Origin of the sequence: Rudanella lutea DSM 19387, assembly GCF_000383955.1 — a bacterium.
Taxonomy (GTDB): domain Bacteria; phylum Bacteroidota; class Bacteroidia; order Cytophagales; family Spirosomataceae; genus Rudanella; species Rudanella lutea.
Window position 1 is genome coordinate 1,926,219 of record NZ_KB913013.1, and the last position, 20,035, is coordinate 1,946,253.

General features: G+C 54.3%; 21 protein-coding genes. 9 read left to right on the forward strand and 12 right to left on the reverse strand.

Translation table 11 applies throughout. The annotated features are described in order from the left end of the window. The first annotated feature begins 24 nt into the window (after positions 1-24). Genes RUDLU_RS0107935 through RUDLU_RS0107945 form a run of 3 tightly spaced genes read left to right on the forward strand, consistent with a single transcriptional unit; the run spans position 25 to position 2,481 of the window. Entirely contained in the window at positions 25-804 is a 780-nt protein-coding gene (locus RUDLU_RS0107935) for an undecaprenyl-diphosphate phosphatase (RefSeq protein WP_019987832.1), read from the forward strand. A gap of 13 nt (positions 805-817) precedes the next feature. After that, positions 818-1,534: a tRNA pseudouridine(55) synthase TruB gene (gene truB / locus RUDLU_RS0107940; RefSeq protein ID WP_019987833.1), complete on the forward strand. Its 717-nt coding sequence runs from the start codon at positions 818-820 to the stop codon at positions 1,532-1,534. Further along, on the forward strand, positions 1,531-2,481 hold the full coding sequence (locus RUDLU_RS0107945; RefSeq protein WP_019987834.1) for a bifunctional riboflavin kinase/FAD synthetase: 951 nt from the start codon (positions 1,531-1,533) through the stop codon (positions 2,479-2,481). Before truB ends, RUDLU_RS0107945 begins: the two co-directional genes overlap by 4 nt. A gap of 279 nt (positions 2,482-2,760) precedes the next feature. On the opposite strand, the gene RUDLU_RS0107950 is transcribed toward RUDLU_RS0107945, so the two are convergent. The 6 genes from RUDLU_RS0107950 to rpmH form a co-directional block, all read right to left on the reverse strand. Next, entirely contained in the window at positions 2,761-3,249 is a 489-nt protein-coding gene (locus RUDLU_RS0107950) for a GyrI-like domain-containing protein (RefSeq protein WP_019987835.1), read from the reverse strand. A 97-nt stretch (positions 3,250-3,346) separates the two neighbouring features. Beyond that, positions 3,347-4,687 carry a GntP family permease gene (locus tag RUDLU_RS0107955; RefSeq protein WP_019987836.1) on the reverse strand — a complete coding sequence of 447 codons (1,341 nt, stop codon included), beginning with the start codon at positions 4,685-4,687 and terminating at the stop codon, positions 3,347-3,349. Positions 4,688-4,778: 91 nt separating this feature from the next. Continuing rightward, a complete protein-coding gene (gene tsaB / locus RUDLU_RS0107960; protein WP_019987837.1) occupies positions 4,779-5,495 on the reverse strand; it encodes a tRNA (adenosine(37)-N6)-threonylcarbamoyltransferase complex dimerization subunit type 1 TsaB in 717 nt (238 codons plus the stop codon). A gap of 104 nt (positions 5,496-5,599) precedes the next feature. Further along, positions 5,600-7,249, reverse strand: a complete 1,650-nt coding sequence (locus RUDLU_RS0107965; protein WP_027302869.1) for a S41 family peptidase — start codon at positions 7,247-7,249, stop codon at positions 5,600-5,602. Positions 7,250-7,323: 74 nt separating this feature from the next. Beyond that, positions 7,324-7,800 carry a ribonuclease P protein component gene (gene rnpA / locus RUDLU_RS0107970; protein WP_019987839.1) on the reverse strand — a complete coding sequence of 159 codons (477 nt, stop codon included), beginning with the start codon at positions 7,798-7,800 and terminating at the stop codon, positions 7,324-7,326. 81 nt (positions 7,801-7,881) lie between these two features. After that, a complete protein-coding gene (rpmH, locus tag RUDLU_RS29215) occupies positions 7,882-8,049 on the reverse strand; it encodes a 50S ribosomal protein L34 (protein ID WP_083940536.1) in 168 nt (55 codons plus the stop codon). A gap of 512 nt (positions 8,050-8,561) precedes the next feature. Here rpmH and RUDLU_RS0107975 point away from each other — a divergent pair. Then, the gene (locus RUDLU_RS0107975; RefSeq protein ID WP_019987840.1) at positions 8,562-9,986 is read left to right on the forward strand and encodes a M61 family metallopeptidase; all 1,425 of its coding nucleotides are present in this window, start codon (positions 8,562-8,564) and stop codon (positions 9,984-9,986) included. A gap of 211 nt (positions 9,987-10,197) precedes the next feature. After that, entirely contained in the window at positions 10,198-11,559 is a 1,362-nt protein-coding gene (locus RUDLU_RS0107980) for a tetratricopeptide repeat protein (RefSeq protein ID WP_019987841.1), read from the forward strand. Between the two features lie 386 nt (positions 11,560-11,945). Here RUDLU_RS0107980 and RUDLU_RS0107985 read toward each other — a convergent pair whose 3' ends face one another. The 6 genes from RUDLU_RS0107985 to gcvH form a co-directional block, all read right to left on the reverse strand. Further along, positions 11,946-12,299: a VanZ family protein gene (locus RUDLU_RS0107985; protein ID WP_019987842.1), complete on the reverse strand. Its 354-nt coding sequence runs from the start codon at positions 12,297-12,299 to the stop codon at positions 11,946-11,948. Continuing rightward, on the reverse strand, positions 12,296-13,012 hold the full coding sequence (gene gldF / locus RUDLU_RS0107990; protein WP_019987843.1) for a gliding motility-associated ABC transporter permease subunit GldF: 717 nt from the start codon (positions 13,010-13,012) through the stop codon (positions 12,296-12,298). Before gldF ends, RUDLU_RS0107985 begins: the two co-directional genes overlap by 4 nt. Then, positions 13,012-13,542, reverse strand: a complete 531-nt coding sequence (locus tag RUDLU_RS0107995; protein WP_044129379.1) for a DUF4199 domain-containing protein — start codon at positions 13,540-13,542, stop codon at positions 13,012-13,014. Before RUDLU_RS0107995 ends, gldF begins: the two co-directional genes overlap by 1 nt. A gap of 39 nt (positions 13,543-13,581) precedes the next feature. After that, the gene (locus RUDLU_RS0108000) at positions 13,582-14,148 is read right to left on the reverse strand and encodes a DUF4199 domain-containing protein (protein ID WP_019987845.1); all 567 of its coding nucleotides are present in this window, start codon (positions 14,146-14,148) and stop codon (positions 13,582-13,584) included. Positions 14,149-14,235: 87 nt separating this feature from the next. Beyond that, positions 14,236-15,543, reverse strand: coding sequence for a dihydroorotase (locus RUDLU_RS0108005; RefSeq protein WP_019987846.1), 1,308 nt, complete (start codon positions 15,541-15,543; stop codon positions 14,236-14,238). 67 nt (positions 15,544-15,610) lie between these two features. Beyond that, on the reverse strand, positions 15,611-15,994 hold the full coding sequence (gcvH, locus tag RUDLU_RS0108010) for a glycine cleavage system protein GcvH (protein ID WP_019987847.1): 384 nt from the start codon (positions 15,992-15,994) through the stop codon (positions 15,611-15,613). A 125-nt stretch (positions 15,995-16,119) separates the two neighbouring features. Between gcvH and RUDLU_RS0108015 the strand changes: the two genes are divergently transcribed. The 4 genes from RUDLU_RS0108015 to RUDLU_RS29645 all read left to right on the forward strand — a co-directional run bounded on the left by RUDLU_RS0108015 (position 16,120) and on the right by RUDLU_RS29645 (position 19,988). Next, the gene (locus RUDLU_RS0108015; protein WP_044130081.1) at positions 16,120-16,995 is read left to right on the forward strand and encodes a CE1 family esterase; all 876 of its coding nucleotides are present in this window, start codon (positions 16,120-16,122) and stop codon (positions 16,993-16,995) included. A gap of 13 nt (positions 16,996-17,008) precedes the next feature. Then, on the forward strand, positions 17,009-18,316 hold the full coding sequence (locus tag RUDLU_RS0108020) for an aminotransferase class V-fold PLP-dependent enzyme (RefSeq protein ID WP_019987849.1): 1,308 nt from the start codon (positions 17,009-17,011) through the stop codon (positions 18,314-18,316). 364 nt (positions 18,317-18,680) lie between these two features. Continuing rightward, positions 18,681-19,127 (forward strand): hypothetical protein, encoded by a 447-nt coding sequence (locus tag RUDLU_RS0108025; protein WP_019987850.1) that lies wholly within the window; start codon positions 18,681-18,683, stop codon positions 19,125-19,127. A 441-nt stretch (positions 19,128-19,568) separates the two neighbouring features. Continuing rightward, on the forward strand, positions 19,569-19,988 hold the full coding sequence (locus RUDLU_RS29645; RefSeq protein WP_157580122.1) for a hypothetical protein: 420 nt from the start codon (positions 19,569-19,571) through the stop codon (positions 19,986-19,988). Positions 19,989-20,035: the final 47 nt, after the last annotated feature.

Sequence of the window (20,035 nt, forward strand, 5' to 3'; positions counted from 1 at the left end):
TTTGGGCCTCCAAACTGCTCTTGCATGGATTTACTGCATGCCGTTCTTCTGGCAATAATTGAGGGTCTGACGGAATTTCTGCCGGTGTCGTCGACTGGCCACATGATTATCTACTCCTCACTCGCGGGTATCGCCGGCGACGAATTTACCAAGCTCTACACGGTCAATATTCAGTTCGGCTGTATTCTGTCGGTACTGGTTCTCTACAGTCGACGGTTTTTGCAGACCACCGATTTCTACGCCAAACTGTTTGTGGCGTTTCTACCCGCTGCCGTGATCGGCTTTCTGCTCAATGACTTTATCGACTCACTACTCGAAAACGTGACGGTGGTGGCTATTTCGCTCGTTCTGGGCGGCATTGTACTCGTGTTTATCGACCGTATCATGCGCGAAGTCCCCCGCGATTACGACGTCACCTTTCCCGAAGCGGTTAAAATCGGATTCTTCCAGTGCATTGCCATGATTCCGGGGGTGTCGCGGTCGGCAGCTACCATCATTGGCGGTATGTTTCAGGGCCTGACCCGCACACAGGCGGCCGAGTTTTCGTTTTTCCTGGCCGTACCGACCATGGCCGCGGCTACTGGCTATAAACTGCTCAAAACGTACAAAATGCTCCAACCAGCCGACTACCAGACGCTGCTTATCGGCAACGGCATTGCCTTTGTGGTTGGGTTGCTGGCCATCCGGGGCTTCGTGGGTTTCCTGACCCGCTACGGCTTCAAGGTGTTTGGGTATTATCGTATTGCGCTCGGGCTGCTGCTGCTTGGCCTCATGGCGGCAGGGGTGAAACTGGACGTGGTGTAAAGACAGCTTAGACTTGGAAAAACCAAACGTACCCATTGACCCCGCGCTGGTCATTCTGATTGATAAACCGCTGGAGTGGACATCGTTCGACGTGGTTAACAAGCTGCGCCGGGCCTGTAAATTCAAAAAAATCGGACACGCGGGCACCCTCGACCCGCTCGCTACGGGCCTGCTCATTCTGTGTTCGGGCAAGAAAACCAAAGAGATCGACGGGTATCAGGCGCAGGAAAAAGAATACACCGGCACGCTGGTTCTGGGTCGCACAACGCCCTCGGTTGATCTGGAAACCGAGTTCGATGCGCAGTTCGACACCTCAGCCATTACCCCCCTTCAGGTGCAGCAGGCCGTTGGAGAGCTAACCGGCGAAATTCAGCAGATTCCGCCTATATACTCGGCCGTGCGCGTCAACGGAGAGCGGCTGTACGAGAAGGCCCGCCGGGGCGAAACCGCCGACATCAAGAGCCGCACCGTTACGGTATCGCGGTTCGAGGTCGACACGAAGCAGGTAGGTCAGGAGCCTTTCCCGGAAATCCCGTTTCGTATTGTCTGCTCCAAAGGCACGTATATTCGGAGTCTGGTCCGCGATTTGGGCCTTTTGCTGGACAATGGCGCCTACATGAGCAGCCTGCGCCGGACCCGAATCGGTGATTTCAGCATCGAAGACGCCGACACGGTCGACGCGTTTATTACCCGCTACCGTACCGAAAACGGACTCGACCTACGCCCATGAACGTACACCACGGTATAGATCAACTAACGCCCCTGCGCAATGCCGTTGTCACGAGCGGTACCTTCGATGGTGTACACCGGGGGCACCAGAAAATTCTGACCCGTCTGACCGAAATAGCGGAGAGTATTGGTGGCGAATCGGTTGTGCTGACGTATTGGCCACACCCCCGCACGGTTGTTTCCAACGACAGTCAGAACCTGCGTCTGCTGTCTACGCTGGAAGAAAAAATTGAGCTTTTAGCGGCCGCCGGCGTCGGTCATCTGGTAGTCATTCCGTTTACACGCTCGTTTTCGCAACTGACTTCCGAAGAGTTTATCCAGTCAATTCTGATACAACGTATCGGCACCCGCAAGCTGGTGATCGGCTACGACCACCGGTTCGGCCGCGACCGCGAAGGTGGATTCGACTACATTCAGCAGCATCAGGTGCAGTACGGGTTTGAGGTAGAGGAAATTCCCCGTCAGGACATTGAGGATGTCGGCGTTAGTTCGTCTAAAATTCGGGCGGCCCTGGCCGAAGGTCACATTCACGCTGCCAACCTGTTTCTGGGCCGGGCGTATAACCTCACAGGCACCGTGGTAAAAGGGCGGCAGTTGGGCCGGACGCTCGGTTTCCCGACGGCCAATTTACAGGTCGACGACCCGATCAAACTGGTGCCGGCCAATGGCGTGTATGCGGTCGATGTCCTGTATAAAGATCAGGTACTGGGTGGGATGACCAACATCGGTTTCCGGCCTACGGTAGCTGGCGAAAATCAGACCATCGAAACGTACATTTTCGACCGAGACCCGGCCGTTACGTTTAGCCGCGATATTTACGGCGAACATCTGACTCTGCGGTTCCGCGAGTTTATCCGGCCCGAGCAAAAATTCAGCGGTTTACCGGCCCTTGTGGCACAGCTACAAGCCGACGAACAAACCGCCCGCACGCTGCTGGCTGATAAGTAGTTTATGGTTTTTGGTTCATAGTTTTTGGTTGCGGGGGTCGATTCGTTTGAATTGGCCAATGGATACCAATTGAATGCGGATGACGCGGATCGGGCAGATGTACGCCGATTATCAATCCGCGAGAATTCACTTAATCGGTGTCATCCGCGTGCCAATTCCTCAATACTGCACAAATGTCCAATACTACGATCGCCAAAACCAATGCGCTAAAAACTATAAACCCCCGGAGCGGCTTCGGGGGTTTTCTTTTGTTGTTTACTGGATGAGCAGGGTTGTGGATCAGCCTTCGGCCAAACCCACTTGAATATTGGTGACGCAATTCTCGGGTATTTCGAAATCGGGTATAGTATAGACTTCGCGTAACCGGTTGTCGGGCTTGTACCCCTCCCGATACAGGGTCGCAAAAAGCACATCGTACATAGGCATCAGCTCGGCCCAGGGACCAACAAACGTGTAGTTCACGTGCCGGAAGGCGTCAAATGTTTTGAGAACAAACGCCGACGAGCCCGTGGGCTCACCCGAAACCGGCAAAGCAATCTCCAGATCAAACGGAACCGTTTCGTCGCCCGTGACACCTGTGTAGATGAACTGAATCGGACCGGCCGGCTGTAGCCCCAAACGAGCGGCCTCTTCAAACAACTGCTCCGGCACGGGGTCGTACTGCGTGATGGTCGGCAAGGTGGCACGTGTCTTAAACGCAAGCGCCGTAAACGGGAGTGTTTCGGCAACGGAGAGGGCGGTGGCCGGGATAGTCAGTTGGGTTGTCATACGCGGTATCGGTTTTGGTGAATGACTATCCCAAAGGTCGGTTGGGTGAGTGACAGCCCTATGTCAGCAGGGTTTGGAGAGGCCCAACTTTTTGTTTTTACCGGGTCAGCCAGGCCACCAGCAACAAGGATAGAAACGCCGATAATCCCATCCAAACGGTCATTACGCTGTAGGTTCGGAGCATGAGCGGAGTGGGTAACTGCCCAAACCGGGCCACCACCCAAAAATACGCGTCGTTGGCGTGCGAGAGCGTCATCGACCCAGCCCCCATGGCGGCTAATACCAGCACTTTGTCCCAGTCGGTCACAAACCCCAACATGGGCAATAGTGGCTGCAACAGCGACGCTACAGCCAACACAGCCACGGTCGAAGACCCCTGCGCAGTTTTGAGCAGCACCGTCAGTCCAAACGGCAATAATAAGCCCAGGCTCACCTGTTGAGCAAAGCCTGTGAGCTGGGTTTCGAGGCCCATATGCTTGATAATTTCGCCAAAGGCCCCACCAGCGGCCACAATCACCAGCACAGGCCCCGCTTTAACAATCGACTCCTCCGTCAGCTCGTTGAACAGAGCTTTGGTGAGCTTCGGAAACAGGCTCAGGGCAATGCCGATACCCACACCCAGGGCCGCAATCGGGTCGCCCAGAAAACCGACCCCGGTTAGCAGCGTTGCGGGCCAAAGTGCTGGGTTCAGGCCCAGCACCGACTTGAGCGCAATAAGTCCGATAGGCACAAAAATAGCCGCCAACGCCCCGGCTACCGACGGCAGCAGGGTGGGCGGGCTCGGCTCAGGCCGGAGCGTATCGACTTCTGCATCGAACTGATCGACAGACGAGCCAAACCGCCGGTCGGCGTACCGCGCCCAAAGGTAGGCCACTACGGTTAGTGGCAGAGCCAGGGCAGTACCGAGAAGCATCATTTGGCCCGTATCGGCATTGAGCACCCCCACGGCGGCCGTAATACCCGGATGCGGAGGCACCAGACAATGCACCGAATACAAACCTCCCGCCAGGCACAGCACCAGCCGCAGATGCCCTTGCTGCACCCGTTGGGCCAGGGCCAGCACCAGACCGCTCAGCACAATAAAGCCCGAATCACAAAAAATGGGGAGCCCCACCAAAAAGGCCATCAGCGTAACAGCCAACGCGGTTTGGCCCGCCCCTACCCGACTGAGCAGAAAATTGGCGATGCTCAGCGTAGCCCCGCTCCGGTCGAGTAAGCTGCCCAGCAGGGTACCCAACACAATAAGCAACCCCACTTTCTCGATGGTGTGCCCAAACCCCTCACGGGCATACTTAAGCACGTCGGCCGGTACAAACCCAGCCAGTAGTCCCAGCGTGATGGTCAGGCCGAACAAAACAACAAACGTATGCAGTTTAAACCGGGAACTGAGCAGAATAATGGCCAGAATGCCAAGAAGCAGCAGGAATAGGGGGTTCATACCTGCATAAAGAAACCGGGCCCCAAAAGCTACGCAAAGCGCATTTCGGGGGCTGGTTTCTTTAGGGTCGGGCCAAAGGCGGCCATTCCCCTTACACCATCGCCTTTTTGGGCTGGGTGGTCATAAATTCTTTGAGGTAAAACGGCTCAAAGGCCGCTACGTCTTCGAAATGGCCCGCTTCAAATTCGTGAAAAGCCAACTGCCCAATGGTACGGGCCGACGGCCGGATTGGCTCATCGGGAAACAGCGCGTTGGCGTGCGTACCCAGCACCGGGCGGCACTTGGCGGCTCCATCGCCAAAAAACGCAACCGGCCCCTCGGCCAGCCATGCCCCAAACGATTGCTCATCAATAATTTCGGCAGCCGTAGGTTTCACTTCACGGCCCGTGTTATCGTACAGGGCACAGTACACCTCCATTCGGCGGGCATCAATCATGGGGCAGAGCAAAGGAGCCTTTTCACCTACGGGCATCAACCGCCGAATCTGCTCGGCCATAGCCCGCAGTGTATTGACGGCTAACAAGGGCTTATCGAGCGCAAAACACAAGCCTTTGGCGGTCGAAACGCCAATGCGCAGGCCTGTGTACGAACCCGGCCCCTTGGCCACGGCAATGGCACTCAGGTCGCTCAGGTCGAAGCCAGCATGCCGTACCACGTCGCCCATAAGCGTAGTCAACATAGCCGACGACGTGCGCTCAGTAAAGAGTTCGTAAGCGCCCAGCAACGTAGCGGACATAGCCCCCGCTTCGGCCCGATGCAGTGCTACCGAACAAACCGTTGTCGAGGTATCAATAGAGAGAAGGAGCATAGTGAAAAAGGAGGGGTGAGGAGATAGGAGTGAGGAGTGAGGAGTTGCTGACGCGTAAGCAATACTCATGCGCCAGCAACTCCTCACTCCTCACTCCTATCTCCTCACTTCTTTAATATCCCCCGGTACTTATTCATGTCTTTGAACAGGTCGAGGGCGGCTTTCATTTCGGGATCGTTATTGAACGACACCTCTTTCATACCTTTTTGCAGGTAATAATGACCCGCAATTTCGTTTTCGAGAAGAGCCTTCAACTCCGGCTTGAACGTAACCAGATCAGCGTCTTTGCTGTGCCCCACGCGGGTTTTCAGGGCTTTGAGCTGATCCTGAATCTGATCGAAGTACTTTTCCTTTTTAGCCGAAGCTTCGAGCGTACCGAGGTCTTTTTCGACCTGCGTTGTGTAGTCGTACTCTTTGTCTTTGAGCCAGTTGGCAAACTCGGTGTACTCCGCATCGGTCAGGCGGAACTCGCGGGCGGGTTTGATAGTCGGGTGCTCGTTGCGATACTTCACGGCATAATCGAAAATCAGCCCCTTGTTGGTCAGGCTCAGCGCAATAGGCGTTGGGTTTGGCTCTTCCGTCACCAGATCGGGCAACACCCCTCCCCCATCGTACACCACCCGACCGGCCTTGGTTTTGAAAGCCGTGCGGAGCGAGTCGGGAATTTTGCCCACGCTGCCATCGGGGTTGCGGTGGCTGTAATCAATAGCCTGAATACAGCGCCCACTCGGAATGTAGTATTTCGCGGTTGTGATTTTCAGCTTGGTATTGAACGACAGCTCCCGGGTGGTTTGTACCAGCCCTTTGCCGTAGCTCCGCTGCCCAATGAGCACCCCCCGGTCATAATCCTGAATGACACCCGCCACAATCTCAGCGGCCGATGCGCTCCGGCTGTTGACCAGCACCGCAATTGGAATCTCCAGATCGAGCGGGGGCGCCAGCGCCGTGTAGGTTTTGTTCCACTCCTGCACCTTACCCTTGGTGGTCACCACCTCCGAATCTTTCGGGATAAACAGGTTCGAAATATCAATAGCCATGTTGAGCAACCCACCGGGGTTCTCCCGAACGTCCAGAATGAGCTTTTTCATGCCTTTCCCTTTCAGCTCAATCACCGCCTGACGCACCTCGCGGGCGGCCGTTGCCGTAAAGTCTTTGAGGTCAATGTAGCCTACTTCGTCGTTGATCATCCCGTAGTAGGGCACGTTGGTCATTTTCACCACGTCGCGCATCACGGTCAACTCCAGCGGGTCTTTCTGCCCGTAGCGCTTCACGGTCAACTTCACGGGGGTGTTGGTTTGACCACGCAGCAGCTTACCGGGGTCGGCATCTTTGCGGTCTTTCACGGTTACGCCATCCACCTTCAGAATCTCATCACCGATACGCAAACCCGACTTTTCGGCGGGAGTGCCCTCGTAAATCATCATCACGATGCTCTTGTTCTGCCGCTGCCCCACCAATGCCCCAATTCCGTTGTAGCGGCCGGTGGTCATGGTCATGTAGTCTTCAATCTCGTCTTCGGCAAAGAAGTTGGTGTATGGGTCCAGGTTCTTGAGCATCGCGTCGATACTCGTTTTCACCATCCGGTTGGGGTTCACCTCGTCTACGTAGTACATGTTCAGTTCCTTGAACATGGTCGCGTAGATGTCGAGGCTACGGGCAATTTCGAAGAACCGGTCGTCGCGGTTGAAGGCGGTGAGCCCACCTGCAATCATCAGGGCCGAGGTGCCAAGCAGTAGTTTTTTGCGGATAGTCATGTGCTTCATTGTTCGTCATTTACCATTCATTGCGGCCCGTTGGCTTCGCCGAAGCGGCCGGGTGCAACACGCCATCATCGGGGCGGATCAACGTGCTTCACATCTACTTTTTGCAGGGCTCGTCGCATACCGCGTTCTATATCCTCAAACGATAATTTTGTTTTGGCAATATACAAAAACGCAAGTTCTGTTGGTGGTGTATTGGCGTGCCCCAGACGTTGCTTATTTAGCCGGTACGCTTCGCGCACCCGTCGGCGCAACAGATTGCGGTCGACGGCCCGTTTAAACTGCCGCTTGGATACGTTGATGAGCACCGCCGGGAACGTTTCGGCAGGAGCTACACCGTCCGCAAGTTTCTCACTATCAGTACCTTCAGACAGCGTGTCTGGGGGTGGTGTTGGCGAGGTTTCTGACCGCGGTGGGCTATATTGATAGATCACCCGAAACGGAAAAAGGTAGAACGAATACAAGTCCGCTCTACCTTTTTGGAATAAACTCTGAATTTTCGTTTTGCCCGACAGGCGTTCTGCTTTGGGGAACGTGTGGCGCATAAGACGGTGGTTGATGATAGCGGTTGAGGGGTTGGCAGACAATTTGCCAGCAACGGGCCACTACCGGCTACAAATCAGCCACTACAATTTGAAGCGATTGCCTTTCTTCTCGTCAGAAACAGTCAGTTTGTGACGACCTTTCGCCCGACGACGAGCCAAAACGTTCCGGCCATTAGGCGTCGACATACGCTCACGGAAACCGTGCTTGTTTCTCCGCTTGCGATTTGAGGGTTGATATGTTCTTTTCATTGCCGTATAAATTCAATAGCGTAATGCCTGTTTCCAAAATGAGTCCGCAAAATTACGCGATACCCGGCTATATTACAAGGAGTGTCTTGAATTTAAGTGGTTTACCGTTTATTGTTTTTTGTTTTTAACCCCGCAAAACACATATAACTTATGATTATCAACCACTTATACAACATATCTAACCAGAGACTTCAGCACTGGGCATTCGGACTTCAGACAATAGACGTTAAACTCACTACTATTCTTTAGAGAAGTATAATATCTTATATCCAGTACTGAGACCAGAAACTGTGAACGCTGGCATAGACTCTAACGGGCTATACCTTAGCCCAGCCTACCTGTTTGCCATAGGCATACACACAAACCGACCCCTCAGCGGCTTTTCGCCCCGCAAACAATCCCGTGCTTTCGGCGTATTACCTTTGTCTGTTGCTTAGTTGATCGGTTTGGGAAAACGGAGGCCCTGCGTTCCGGTGCCCCCTAAACGAACAACCTAAACCTTACTGAATCGTATGCATTACCGTCTCGCTGCCGACCCCTCGCTACCCCATTATATTGCCGTAGAAGCCCGACTTACCCAGGTAACTCAGGCTGAAGTTGAACTACAATTACCCGCCTGGCGGCCGGGTCGGTACGAACTCCAGCACTTTGCCAAAAACATTCAGCGGTTTACGGTGACCGACGGCGCGGGCAACCCACTGCCTTTCCGGAAAATCACGAAAGACCGGTGGCTGGTGCAAACCGGCGGGGCACCGGAAGTGGTAGCGCACTATAACTACTACGCCAACCTGATTAATGCCGGTAGCAGCTACCTGAGCGACGAGGCCGACGCAAGTCCCATGCTGTACGTGAATCCGGTAAACCTGTGTTTGTACGCGGAGGGACGTATCCACGAACCATGCACCCTCGAACTGGCCATTCCGGCCGACTGGGTCATTGCCTGCGGCATGGCGCAAACTGCCCCCCAAACCCTGTACGCCCGTGATTTTTACGAACTGGTCGACTGCCCACTCATTGCGGCTCCGGCCCTGCATCAGATTCAGTACGAGGCTCGTGGCGTTGATTTTACGGTTTGGGTGGCCGGTCGGATGGCCTTCGACCCCGAGCGGGTTGTGCGTGATTTCAAACGGTTTTCCGAAACGCAAATTGACCTGTTTGGCGAGTTTCCCGAGGAGAACTACCATTTCCTGACGATTGTGCTGCCCGTAGCGCATTATCATGGCGTGGAGCACCGCAACAGTACGGTGCTGGTACTGGGGCCCGCCGACGAGGGCGAAGGCCTCTACACCGATCTGCTGGGCGTGGCTTCGCATGAGTTGTTTCATGCCTGGAATGTAATCCGAATCCGCCCGGCCGAACTCCTGCCTTACAATTTCACCGGCGAAAACTATTTCCCTACCTGCTTCGTGGCTGAAGGCGTAACTACATACTACGGTGACCTGATGCTGCGCCGGTCGGGGGTATTCAACGATAATGCGTATCTCAAAGAGCTGCACGTAACCCTAAAACGGCATTTTGAGGCCAACGGGCGCGCTTTTCAGTCGCTCACCGAATCATCGTGGGATTTGTGGCTCGATGGGTATGACAAGGGTGTCCCCGACCGGAAAGTATCGGTGTACCATAAAGGAGCCATTGTGGCGCTTATTCTGGATTTGCACCTCCGGCAGATAAGTGGAGGCACCCGGTCCCTCGACGATGTGATGCGGCTTATGTGGCAGCGGTTCGGAAAGCCCTTTGTGGGCTATACCCTGGCCGATTACCGAGCCGTGACCGAAGAAGTCGCGGGCGAGTCGCTGGACTGGTATTACGACACCTGCATCTTCGGCAATGAATCGCTGCTGCCTCTGCTAAATAGCTATCTGAACCCGCTTGGGCTCACCGTCTCGACCGACGAAAACGGGAGTATTCAATTGACCCCCTTTAGCCAGGCTGCTTAACTCAGGCCTGGCTCTTTTTGGCAACTGACGCAACGCGCACCAGATCTAGTACACAAATCCTATCATACATATATTGTTAATGCGGTAACTATCAATTGATTAAATATTCAATGTAACCGATGCTTTAATTTATTTTTCATGGCTTACTGAGCATATTTGCCTGTATATTTACCGCCGGCAGTCTCAGCCCAATTCAACCCATTAAAATCGTATGATTACCTCTTTACTAAGGATCAGTTTACTCGTAGCCCTACTGGCACCCGCTGTAGGCTTCTCTCAATCAGCCCCTTCGGCTTCAGACTATTTCAACGAAGGTATCCAGAAAAGTAACGCCAAAGATTACCCCGGCGCGTTGCAGGCCTTTACTACGGCCATCATTATGAATCCGGAAAACGCGCCGAGTTATTACAACCGGGCGTTGGCCAAAATCAGCCTGAACGACATTCAGGGGGCTATTTTGGACCTGGATCAGGCCATCGAATTAAACCCACAGGATGCCAACGCATTTCTGTACCGGGGAATTAACCGGACAAAGATCGACGATTTCCGGGGGGCTGTGCAGGACTTCAACCGCGCCATCGAGATCAACCCCAACGACGCCCTGCTGTACTATCATCGCGGGCTTAGCCGGGCGCAGGTCAACTACCTGGCATCGGCATTGGCCGACTTCAACAAGGCGGCTACGCTGGCTCCTAACGACGTAAATATACTTACGGCGCGGGGCAACTGTAAGACACAGATGAACGACTTCAAAGGGGCCCTCGCCGACTTCAGTCTCGCCCTCGAAAAGTCGCCGAACAAATCGCAGGCTCTGGCCGGCCGGGGCTACGCCCGCTTACGGCTCGAAGACGCCAAAGGGGCCCTCGCCGATTTTGTGCGGGCTATCGAAATCAGCCCCAATGACCCCGATCTGTTTTACAAGCGTGGGCTCGTGAAATCGCGCATTGGTGATTTTGAAGGCGCAACGGCCGACTTTGATAAGACCCTCCAACTGGAGCCGAGCCACTTCCGGGCGCATTTTAGCCGGGGGTACTGCCGCAGCCGTCTGGGTAGCCAGAAACAGGCCATCAGCGACATCGACAAGTCGATTGAGATGGGCAACACCAACCTCCAGACCAAGGCGTACTACAGCGAATTTATCACGCAAAACCTGTTGCCGCTGCTGGGCACGGTGGTTCAGGACCGGTACAAGATCAACGAACTCCCCGACGACCGGTCGGACGCGTTTTTGCTCCGGGGGCTGCTCAAAAACGCGTCGGGTGAAGGTAAATCCGCTTTGGTCGACCTAAACCGGGCCATCGAGCTTAACCCGACTAATGCCGAGTCGTATTTTATCCGAAGCATCATCCGCTCGTCGCTCGGCGATCAGCGCGGAGCTGTCATCGACTGCAATAGCGCTGTAAAACTGAACCCCCGTCATGGTGAAGCGTATTACCTACGCGGGGTGGTTCGCTATGATACCGGCGACGAACAGGCGGGCTGCATTGACCTCAGCCGCGCGGGCGAACTGGGTTATACGCCCGCTTACAAGATCATTGGTGAGAAGTGCAACCGCGTAACCGCTCAGCGGTAAACTTAGCTGGCTTGTCGTTTTGGGTTGGAGTTCCCTGGGTAAAGCCAGGTGCTTCAGCTATTTTCACAAAGCCCTCGAACGGACTCAATAGGGACAAACATGAGTCATCCCGAATTTTCAACATCTTGATGGTTCAGGCCCAAGTTCCCCAGGATGCCCCGTTAGGGGCCTAATGTCTATAGCTAACGGGAAAATGATCCAAATAACCGAGCCCCGAAGGGGCGTAACTTGATTCGAGTTACGCCCCTTCGGGGCTCGGGTTCTCGTGGGAGACGACTTTTCTACCAACATTGAGCCCCTAACGGGGCATTGGGTTGGGTCGAGGCCTAGACTACCCTAAAATTCGGGATGACTCATGTTTGTGTAAGAAGCCAGATACGGACAAATCAGGAACGCCGGTTACGAAACCGTTCGGCAAGCAGGGCTACCACTACGCCCACCACTACGCCTACGGCATCGGCCAGCCCATCGTACCAGTCGAAGGTGCGGCCGATGGGCATGATTCCCTGCCAGACTTCGATCAGCATACCGTAGGCGATGCCAGCCAGTACCACCATCCACGGTCGGCGGCCCAGATTTACCCACAGGATACCGAAAATAAAGAAAACGCCCGCATGGTTCCACTTGTCGGAGTTGGTCAGGTTCACCTTGCCGTTGCCCGGTAGCGAGCAGGCCACGAAAATGGCGATGGTCCAGCCTACTGCCAACCAGTATTGTAAAGATCGACCGGCAATTGTCATCGGAGTCGGCGCGTAGTCAGAAAGAGAAAAAAGGCCGTAAGGCTCACAAAATACACCACATTGCGGGAGTCGATAAGTCCCCGGCCCAGGGCGCGGTACTGTTCATCGAAAGCTACGTAAGCAAAATAATAGCCCAGATTACCAAGAGCGCCCAGGCCCGCCAGCGAGCTCAGGCCCACGTAAAACAGAAAAGACACAAACACACCGAGCACAAACGCCACCACCTGATTGTCGTTGAGCGACGAGGCCCACAACCCAATAGCCACAAACACAGCTCCGAGCAGCAGTAACCCTACATACGAGCCCAGCACTGCCGCCGAATCGATATTGCCGGGCGGGTTGCCCAATTGATACAGCGTGAGGTAGTACAAGGCTGTAGGCAATAGCGTGAGGGCTACCAGCAGCCAGCAAGCCAGAAACTTGCCGCCCACAATGGCCCGGCGACTCACGGGTTGGGTCAGCAGCCATTCGAGCGTGCCGGTACGTACCTCGTCGGCAATGGAGCGCATGGTAATAGCCGGTACCAGAAACAGCATCACATACGGCACCAGGTTGAAAAACGCGGCCATATCGGCATAGCCGTATTCCAGCAGACTGGTATCCGGAAACACCCACAACATCAGGCCCGTGGCGGTCAGAAATACCGCCATGATGATGTACGCGATGGGCGAACTGAAAAATTGGTTAATCTCTTTCCGAAAAATGGCCAGCATCAATCAAAGGGGTTCGTTTTTTTGCGGCTTACGAACGCGCTCACCAATAACGACAAAAGGAAGCCCCAAAATATCCAGCCGAGAATTCCGGTGATGAAACTGATGCCGCTCACCCCTTTTTTCTGCTGATCGGCGAGGGCGTCCATCTGCTCATCGTATTTCTCCAGTTGCTCATCGGGCACGTTGAAGCCTTCCATAAAATCGCGGGTTTGCGCCAGCGTTTTTACCACCACATCGGGGTCAATAAACGCCGTGTACACCATGGTATAGGTAGTGTCGAGCAGGCCAATAATAGCAAACATCTGTACGCCAAGGCTCAGGCCTTCGGTGTAGGTCATGTAGCCGCCGTTCTGCTCCCGAAGCTCCCGCATGGTCAGTATCAGGCCAACCAGCAGGATAACCAGGGTGAGAGCCGGAAACGCAAAACTAAAGTAATAACCCAGTGCGTACCGGATCGACGTCATCAAGATTTCGACTAAGGCCGTCATCAGGCCCCATTTAAGCGCAACACGTGCGGGAGATGGTTCCATCGTTTGTTTGAAGGTGGTTAAGGGGTGTACGGTTCAGGCTCAGCCTGGATTCATAATGCTGTAGTCCTGCTTGCGGAAGATAAGCGACAAAATGAGTGCCGGGAATACCGTCATGAGCGACTTTTTGAGGAGTTCGTCCCAAATCAGCTCGGCGGGTTGGGTGGCTTTGGTTTTGGCGATCTGAGCCGCAAACGCTTCTTCGCTGAACTGCTTCACAAAAGCAGCCTTGTCGCTCGTCTGAAACGTCAGCAGATCGGCAATATAACGGGTAAACAGGTCGGCATCGACAAAGCTGATGAAGAGGTAAATAAACCAGCCTGTCAGCAGGGCCGCCACCACATTGATCACGTAGCAGATGGTGAGCCCCTCCCACAGGTGCAACATACCCCGGTTGATGTACTTGCGGTAGTACCAGAGCGTAGTACCCATGGCGATAAGGTAAAACCCAAAGTCGAGCGGACGCATGGAACGCACGTACAACACCGACTGGACATCCATCCCGTACAGCACCAGCAAATACGTAATCGCCAAAGCGCCCGTGATGGCCCCGGCAATGAGCGGAACGCGGAGTAGTGGGTGCGAAAAAAAAGAAGTTTCAGCAGACATAGTTCAACAAGTAATGGCCAAAGGGCTGGGAATTAAGAGTTAAGAGTTGGGAGTTAAGAGTTGACCGAAGCACCCAACTGTTAACTCTTAACTGTAACTTCTCCCCCAAAGCTTCCCTCCCCGAATGGTGCCGAGCACCCGCCCGGTGAGCGTTTGGCCCAGAAACGGTGAATTTTTTGATTTGGAAACCGAACGATCGAACGTCCAGGTTCCCGACGGATCGAACAAGGTGAACGTAGCCGGCTCGCCCTCGGCAAGAGTACTCGTGGGTAGCCGCAACACGCGCCGGGGGCCGGTGGTCAGGGCCGCAATCAACTGCCCCAACGGCAGACCGGGGTTGTGCGACATAAGGGCCCCAAAAACGGTCTCCAGGCCGGTCATGCCAAACTCAGCGTGATCAAACTCAACCTGCTTGCTTTCGTCGTCCTGCGGGCTGTGATCCGACACAATGGCGTCGATGGTACCATCCGCCAGGCCGGCCCACAGTGCCTCCACATCGGCCCGCGACCGGAAAGGCGGGTTTACTTTCAAAAACGTATCGAAACCGGCGAGGGCCGTATCATCGAACACCAGCTGATGGGCAGCTACATCGCAACTCACGGGGAGGCCCTGCTCTTTGGCTTGCCGAATCAGTTCCACCGATTTGGCAGTTGAGAGGCAGGAGAAATGCAACATGGGCACGGTGTTGGGTTTTTTTTGGATCGCTTCGGTGTCGCCCAGCACGTAGGCCAGCAGGCGCAGGTCGCGGGCTACCATCAGCTCCTCAGCCATGGCGGGCATTCCTTTCAAACCCAGCAGGGTACTCTGCACGCCCTCGTGCATCTGCCCGAAGCGGGTCAGGCCGGTTTCTTCGGGGCGGTTCATGAGCAAACCGCCCAACGGCCGAAGATATTGTAGCGTTTTGAGCAACAGATCGGCGTTTTGCAGGGGGTGATCCCCATCCGAAAACGCAACGGCTCCTGCATGGTGCAGGTCGATCATGTCGGTGAAATCTTCGCCCTTAGCCCCCTTCGTGATAGCCGCAATAGGGTGCACCGCTACGGGTTGGCCCTCAGCCATGCGCCGGACGTAGCCGAGCGTGTCTTTTGAATCCACCACAGGGCGCGTATTGGGCAGTATGGCAATATCGGTAAACCCACCGGCTACGGCGGCCCGGCAGGCACTGGTAAGATCTTCTTTTTGCTCAAAACCGGGGTCTCCTGTCGACACCCGCATATCGACCCAACCGGCCGACAGGTGCAGGTTAGGTAACTCAATCACCTGCGTGTGTTCGGGCGCATCGATCCGGTCGGCAATCTGACGAATCAATCCGTTTTCGATGAGCACGTCGCGCGTCAGGCCGTTAAAAGCCGACTCAGCATGGATAATGTGCGCGGAACGAAGAAGAATGGACATAATGTTGGAGGTAACACCCTAAAAAAAAGGCCCCTGATGGAGCCTTTCCTCTATTCAAACGGTAAACTTACTGACCGATTAATTCCTTGTACGCGTCGACACTCAGCAGGTCGTCGGGTTGGGCCGCATCGGCGGGTTTCACCTTCACAATCCAACCGGCTCCGTACGGGTCGGTGTTGACCAGTTCGGGCGATTTTTCGATCTCGGTGTTTACTTCCAGAATTTCGCCTTCGATGGGCAAAAACAGATCTGAAACTGTTTTTACGGCTTCGACCGAGCCAAACACGTCACCTTTGCTCAACGACTGACCAACGGTGTTGATGTCTACGTAAACAATATCGCCGAGTTCGTGCTGAGCGAAATCGGTAATCCCAACGACAGCCGATCCGTCGGCTTCAAATTTGATCCACTCGTGATCCTGGGTGTACTTCAGTTCCTGGGGAAAGTTCATTGATCGCGCGATGTTTGCCCCGCAAAATACGGCAGTCCGGGCGGGATTTGCAAACACGAATCGGGGTTGGCCTATTCCAATTTATGGCCGTACATTCGTCCTTGTCAAAACCGAAACCCAACCTCATGCTTCAGTGTCTGCTATCTATCGCGCTGCTTTTTCTCAGCTGCGCGTTCGCCAAAGCCCAGCTCATCAGCGACTCGCTTCAGATTGAAGGCCGTTATCGTTCGTTTCATTTCAACACCCCCACGCAGCCCCTCCGCCAACCGGCCCTTGTGTTTGTGATGCACGGGTCGGGCGGTAATGGCCGGGGCATGATGAAAGCCGCCCAGAAAATGGAACAAATAGCCGCTACGAGCAACACGCTGGTGGTTTACCCCGATGGCTACAAACGGTACTGGAACGAGTGCCGCAAGGCGTCGCCCGCGCAGGCCAACCTCGACGATGTAAACGAGCAGGCTTTTTTCTCGGCCATGATCGGGTATTTCGTCCAGAAATACGGCGTCGATACGGAGCAGGTGTTTGCGGTAGGCACCTCGGGCGGGGGGCACATGGCCTACAAACTGGCCCTGACCATGCCGCAGCAGTTCCGGGCCGTTACGGCCCTCATTGCCAACCTGCCCGACACCCCGAATCTGGATTGCGTTCCCTCGGGTAAGCCGGTGGCGGTGATGATCGTCAACGGGACCGACGACCCCATTAACCCCTATCAGGGCGGCCCGGTAGTACTGGGCAAAAACATGAACATGGGCGAGGTGCGCTCCACCGACCGCACGGTTGCGTACTGGGCCGAACTGGCAGGCCATACCGGCACCCCCACGCACGAAACCCTGCCCGATACCGACCCCGCCGATGGCAAAACGGTCGAGCGGTTTGCCTACCACGCCCCCGGCAAGCCCGATGTGGTGCTGCTGAAAGTTAACGGCGGCAAACACGACTACCCCAACGATCTGGACGTACACGTTGAAGCCCTGAATTTTTTCCGGAAGCAGGTTCGATAAATTCCTAAGCCCCATGTCAACCCCAACCAACCGCCGTTCTTTCTTAGGTAAACTGGCCCTCGCCGGGGGCGCCTTCTCCGCCAACAGCCTGTTTGCGCAGGCCCACGCAGCCGACTGGGCCGATGCCACCGCCCGCGTTGAGCGGCTCACCCCCCAACAGGCCGCGACCGACGAAGATTACTGGCACCGGATTCAGCAGGCGTACCCGGCCTCGTCGTCAAACATCCTGATTCTGAACAACGGGGGCGTATCGCCGGCTCCGCTCATTGTACAGCACGCCCTCGAACGGTACAACGCGCTCATCAATCAGGGGCCATCGTACTACATGTGGCGGATTCTGGATCAGGGTCGCGAGGCCGTGCGCGACAAACTGGCCCTGCTGGCAGGCACCCCGGCCGACGAAATCGCCATTAACCGAAACGCTACCGAAGCCCTGCTGACCGTGATTTACGGCCTTCCGCTCCAACGGGGCGACGAGGTGGTGGGCACCTTGCAGGATTACCCCAACGTGGTGCAGGCCTGGCGGCAACGGGCAAGCCGCGAGGGGGTGGTGTACAAACAGCTCAATTTTAACTTCCCCATCGAAGACGACGACGCCATTGTGCGCGCCTACGAGAAAGCCATTACGCCCCGCACTAAAATTCTGCACGTGACGCACGTGATCAACTGGATGGGGCAGATTCTGCCGGTACAGAAAATCTGCCGGATGGCTAAACAGCGCGGGGTGGAAGTACTCGTAGACGGAGCGCACTCGTTTGGTCTGCTCGACTTTACCATTGGCGACCTCGGCTGCGACTATTTCGGCACGAGCCTGCACAAGTTTTTGTCGGCCCCGGTGGGTACGGGTATGCTCTGGATCAGGCGGGAGAAGATTGCCGGTGTCTGGCCGTTACTCTGCAACCCCAGCCCTAACAGTGCCGATATCCGCAAATTTGAAACGCTGGGCACCCGCAGTTTTGCAATTGAGCAGGGCATTGGCGAAGCCCTCAATTTTCATAATGCCATTGGCACCAAACGCAAGGAAGAGCGCATCCGCTACCTCAAAAACTACTGGGCCGAGCGGGTGGTTAACCTCCCCGGTGTGCGCCTGCATACCTCGCTCAAGGCACCGTATTCGTGCGGTATCTGCGGGGTCAGCATCGACGGCATGACCATTGCCGAGCTGGAAAGCCAATTGTTTGGCAAATACAAGATCAACACCTCGCCCACGGTCTGGGAAAACATCAGTTGTGTGCGCGTAACCCCCCACGTCTACACCTCCCCCGCCGACCTCGACCGGCTGGTGATGGCCATTACGCAGATCGCCAAAAGCAAATCCTGACCAACGCCACCGCCCGCCGTTTCCAACCTTTTCCTCGCTTTCAGACTCTTAGCTACGCAGACGTCTCGTTCTGTGTAGTTAACTCTGTAGCTCTGGGCCATCGAACCCGTAGTTCTAAACAAACTTGTCTTAAGTGAATGGACAATGTAAAATGCATAATGAACAATTGTGTTAAATGCTGATAATCAACCATCTCATTGTCCATTTTACACTATTCATTTTACATTTAATTCTGCTCAACTACTTATAGCCAGAAACCTTACAAAAAACTGTAAAAAAATTTGTGCCTATTTTACTCAGTCCAAGATATTTAGACTACTGACGTGTAAGTTTGAAGCATGGTTTAACATAACTGGTTACTATCATGCTCAAACAAATTATCCTGCTCTGGTTCAGCATACTGAGCCTTGTCTTCACGCTGTCCTGCCGCAAAAAACAGCCCGAAATCATCGAGCCACCCGATCCATCTTGTGAGAATGGGAGCTGTTGCGATATAGGGCATAATGTAGAATTCCTGAAGCACCTTAACGGTGAACTTGCTTTCTACGATGGACGAACATCCCTACGCTTTAAGGAGGCTCAGTATATTCATAAGCTCTTCGACGGACCTGTTGGTATAAAAGGTTTTGGGGTATGCCCTCAAACGTATAACAAATTACCACGAATACCATACGATGGTCGAAACGCTGAGGAGGTGACCCAGTACAATTACAAAGTTTGGGGACGGGCCTGGAAGTCAAAAGAGGTCTTTGATTTTAGCGGTCTTCCACGAATCTTAATTGCAGTCGACCGAATGGAAGTAGTTAAGTAATCATTCTCTACATCAAATCCACATTCACATGCGAACATCTCTAATTTCACTTCTGCTTGGCATACTCATTGCTGGGGGGGGGTATCTCTTCACTTTATGCCCAACCGGGGCAATCCAAGTTTAAGCCCAAGTAAGTACTCGGACAAAATTAAATGTAAAATGAATAGTGTAAAATGTACAATGAGATGGGTGATTATCAGCAGGTAATACAATTGTTCATTATACATTTTACATTGTCCATTCACTTACCTGCGCGAAAACAACCGGGCTTTCCAACAGCTAACGGCCTACGCTTCTGACGATGGGTGGCTGGAGTTTCGGGCTTACAGACTACAAACCCACCGCCCGCCGTTTCCAACCTTTTCCTCACTTTCAGACTCTTAGCTACGCAGACGTCTCGTTCTGAGTAGCTCGTATATCAACACAAATCTGTTACGCAACATGAACACCTTCTTTCACAAAACAGCAGCAACCCGCCGGGTAGGGGCCGTGCGTCTGCACCAGCAGAAGCGAAGAGGTCTGTTACTTCTGTGCACCTGTACGCTATGGCTACTGGGAGCTTCCTGTGAGCGAAAAGGCTCGGTAAGCCCCCAAAACGACTGTTTGGCGGGTGCCATTAAAGACCGTATTGTCGACGTGAAAGGAATCATGCGTCTGCAAGGCTCTCCAAGGGCACCCGAAACAACCTGGTACATCGTTCGCGAAAACCCTAATTCACTGCCTTTGGTCATTTGCGGAGAAACCCCCAAAACACTTCAGGTGGAAGGCTTGCCCATTACTTTTTCGGGCGAAACGCAAACCCCAGCTTACATAGGCAGAGGGGCATTTGGGTATGTGAAACTGGAAAAATATTCAAACTAAACTTTACACCTGTATGAAGATCTTTCACAAGACATTTTGCACATGGG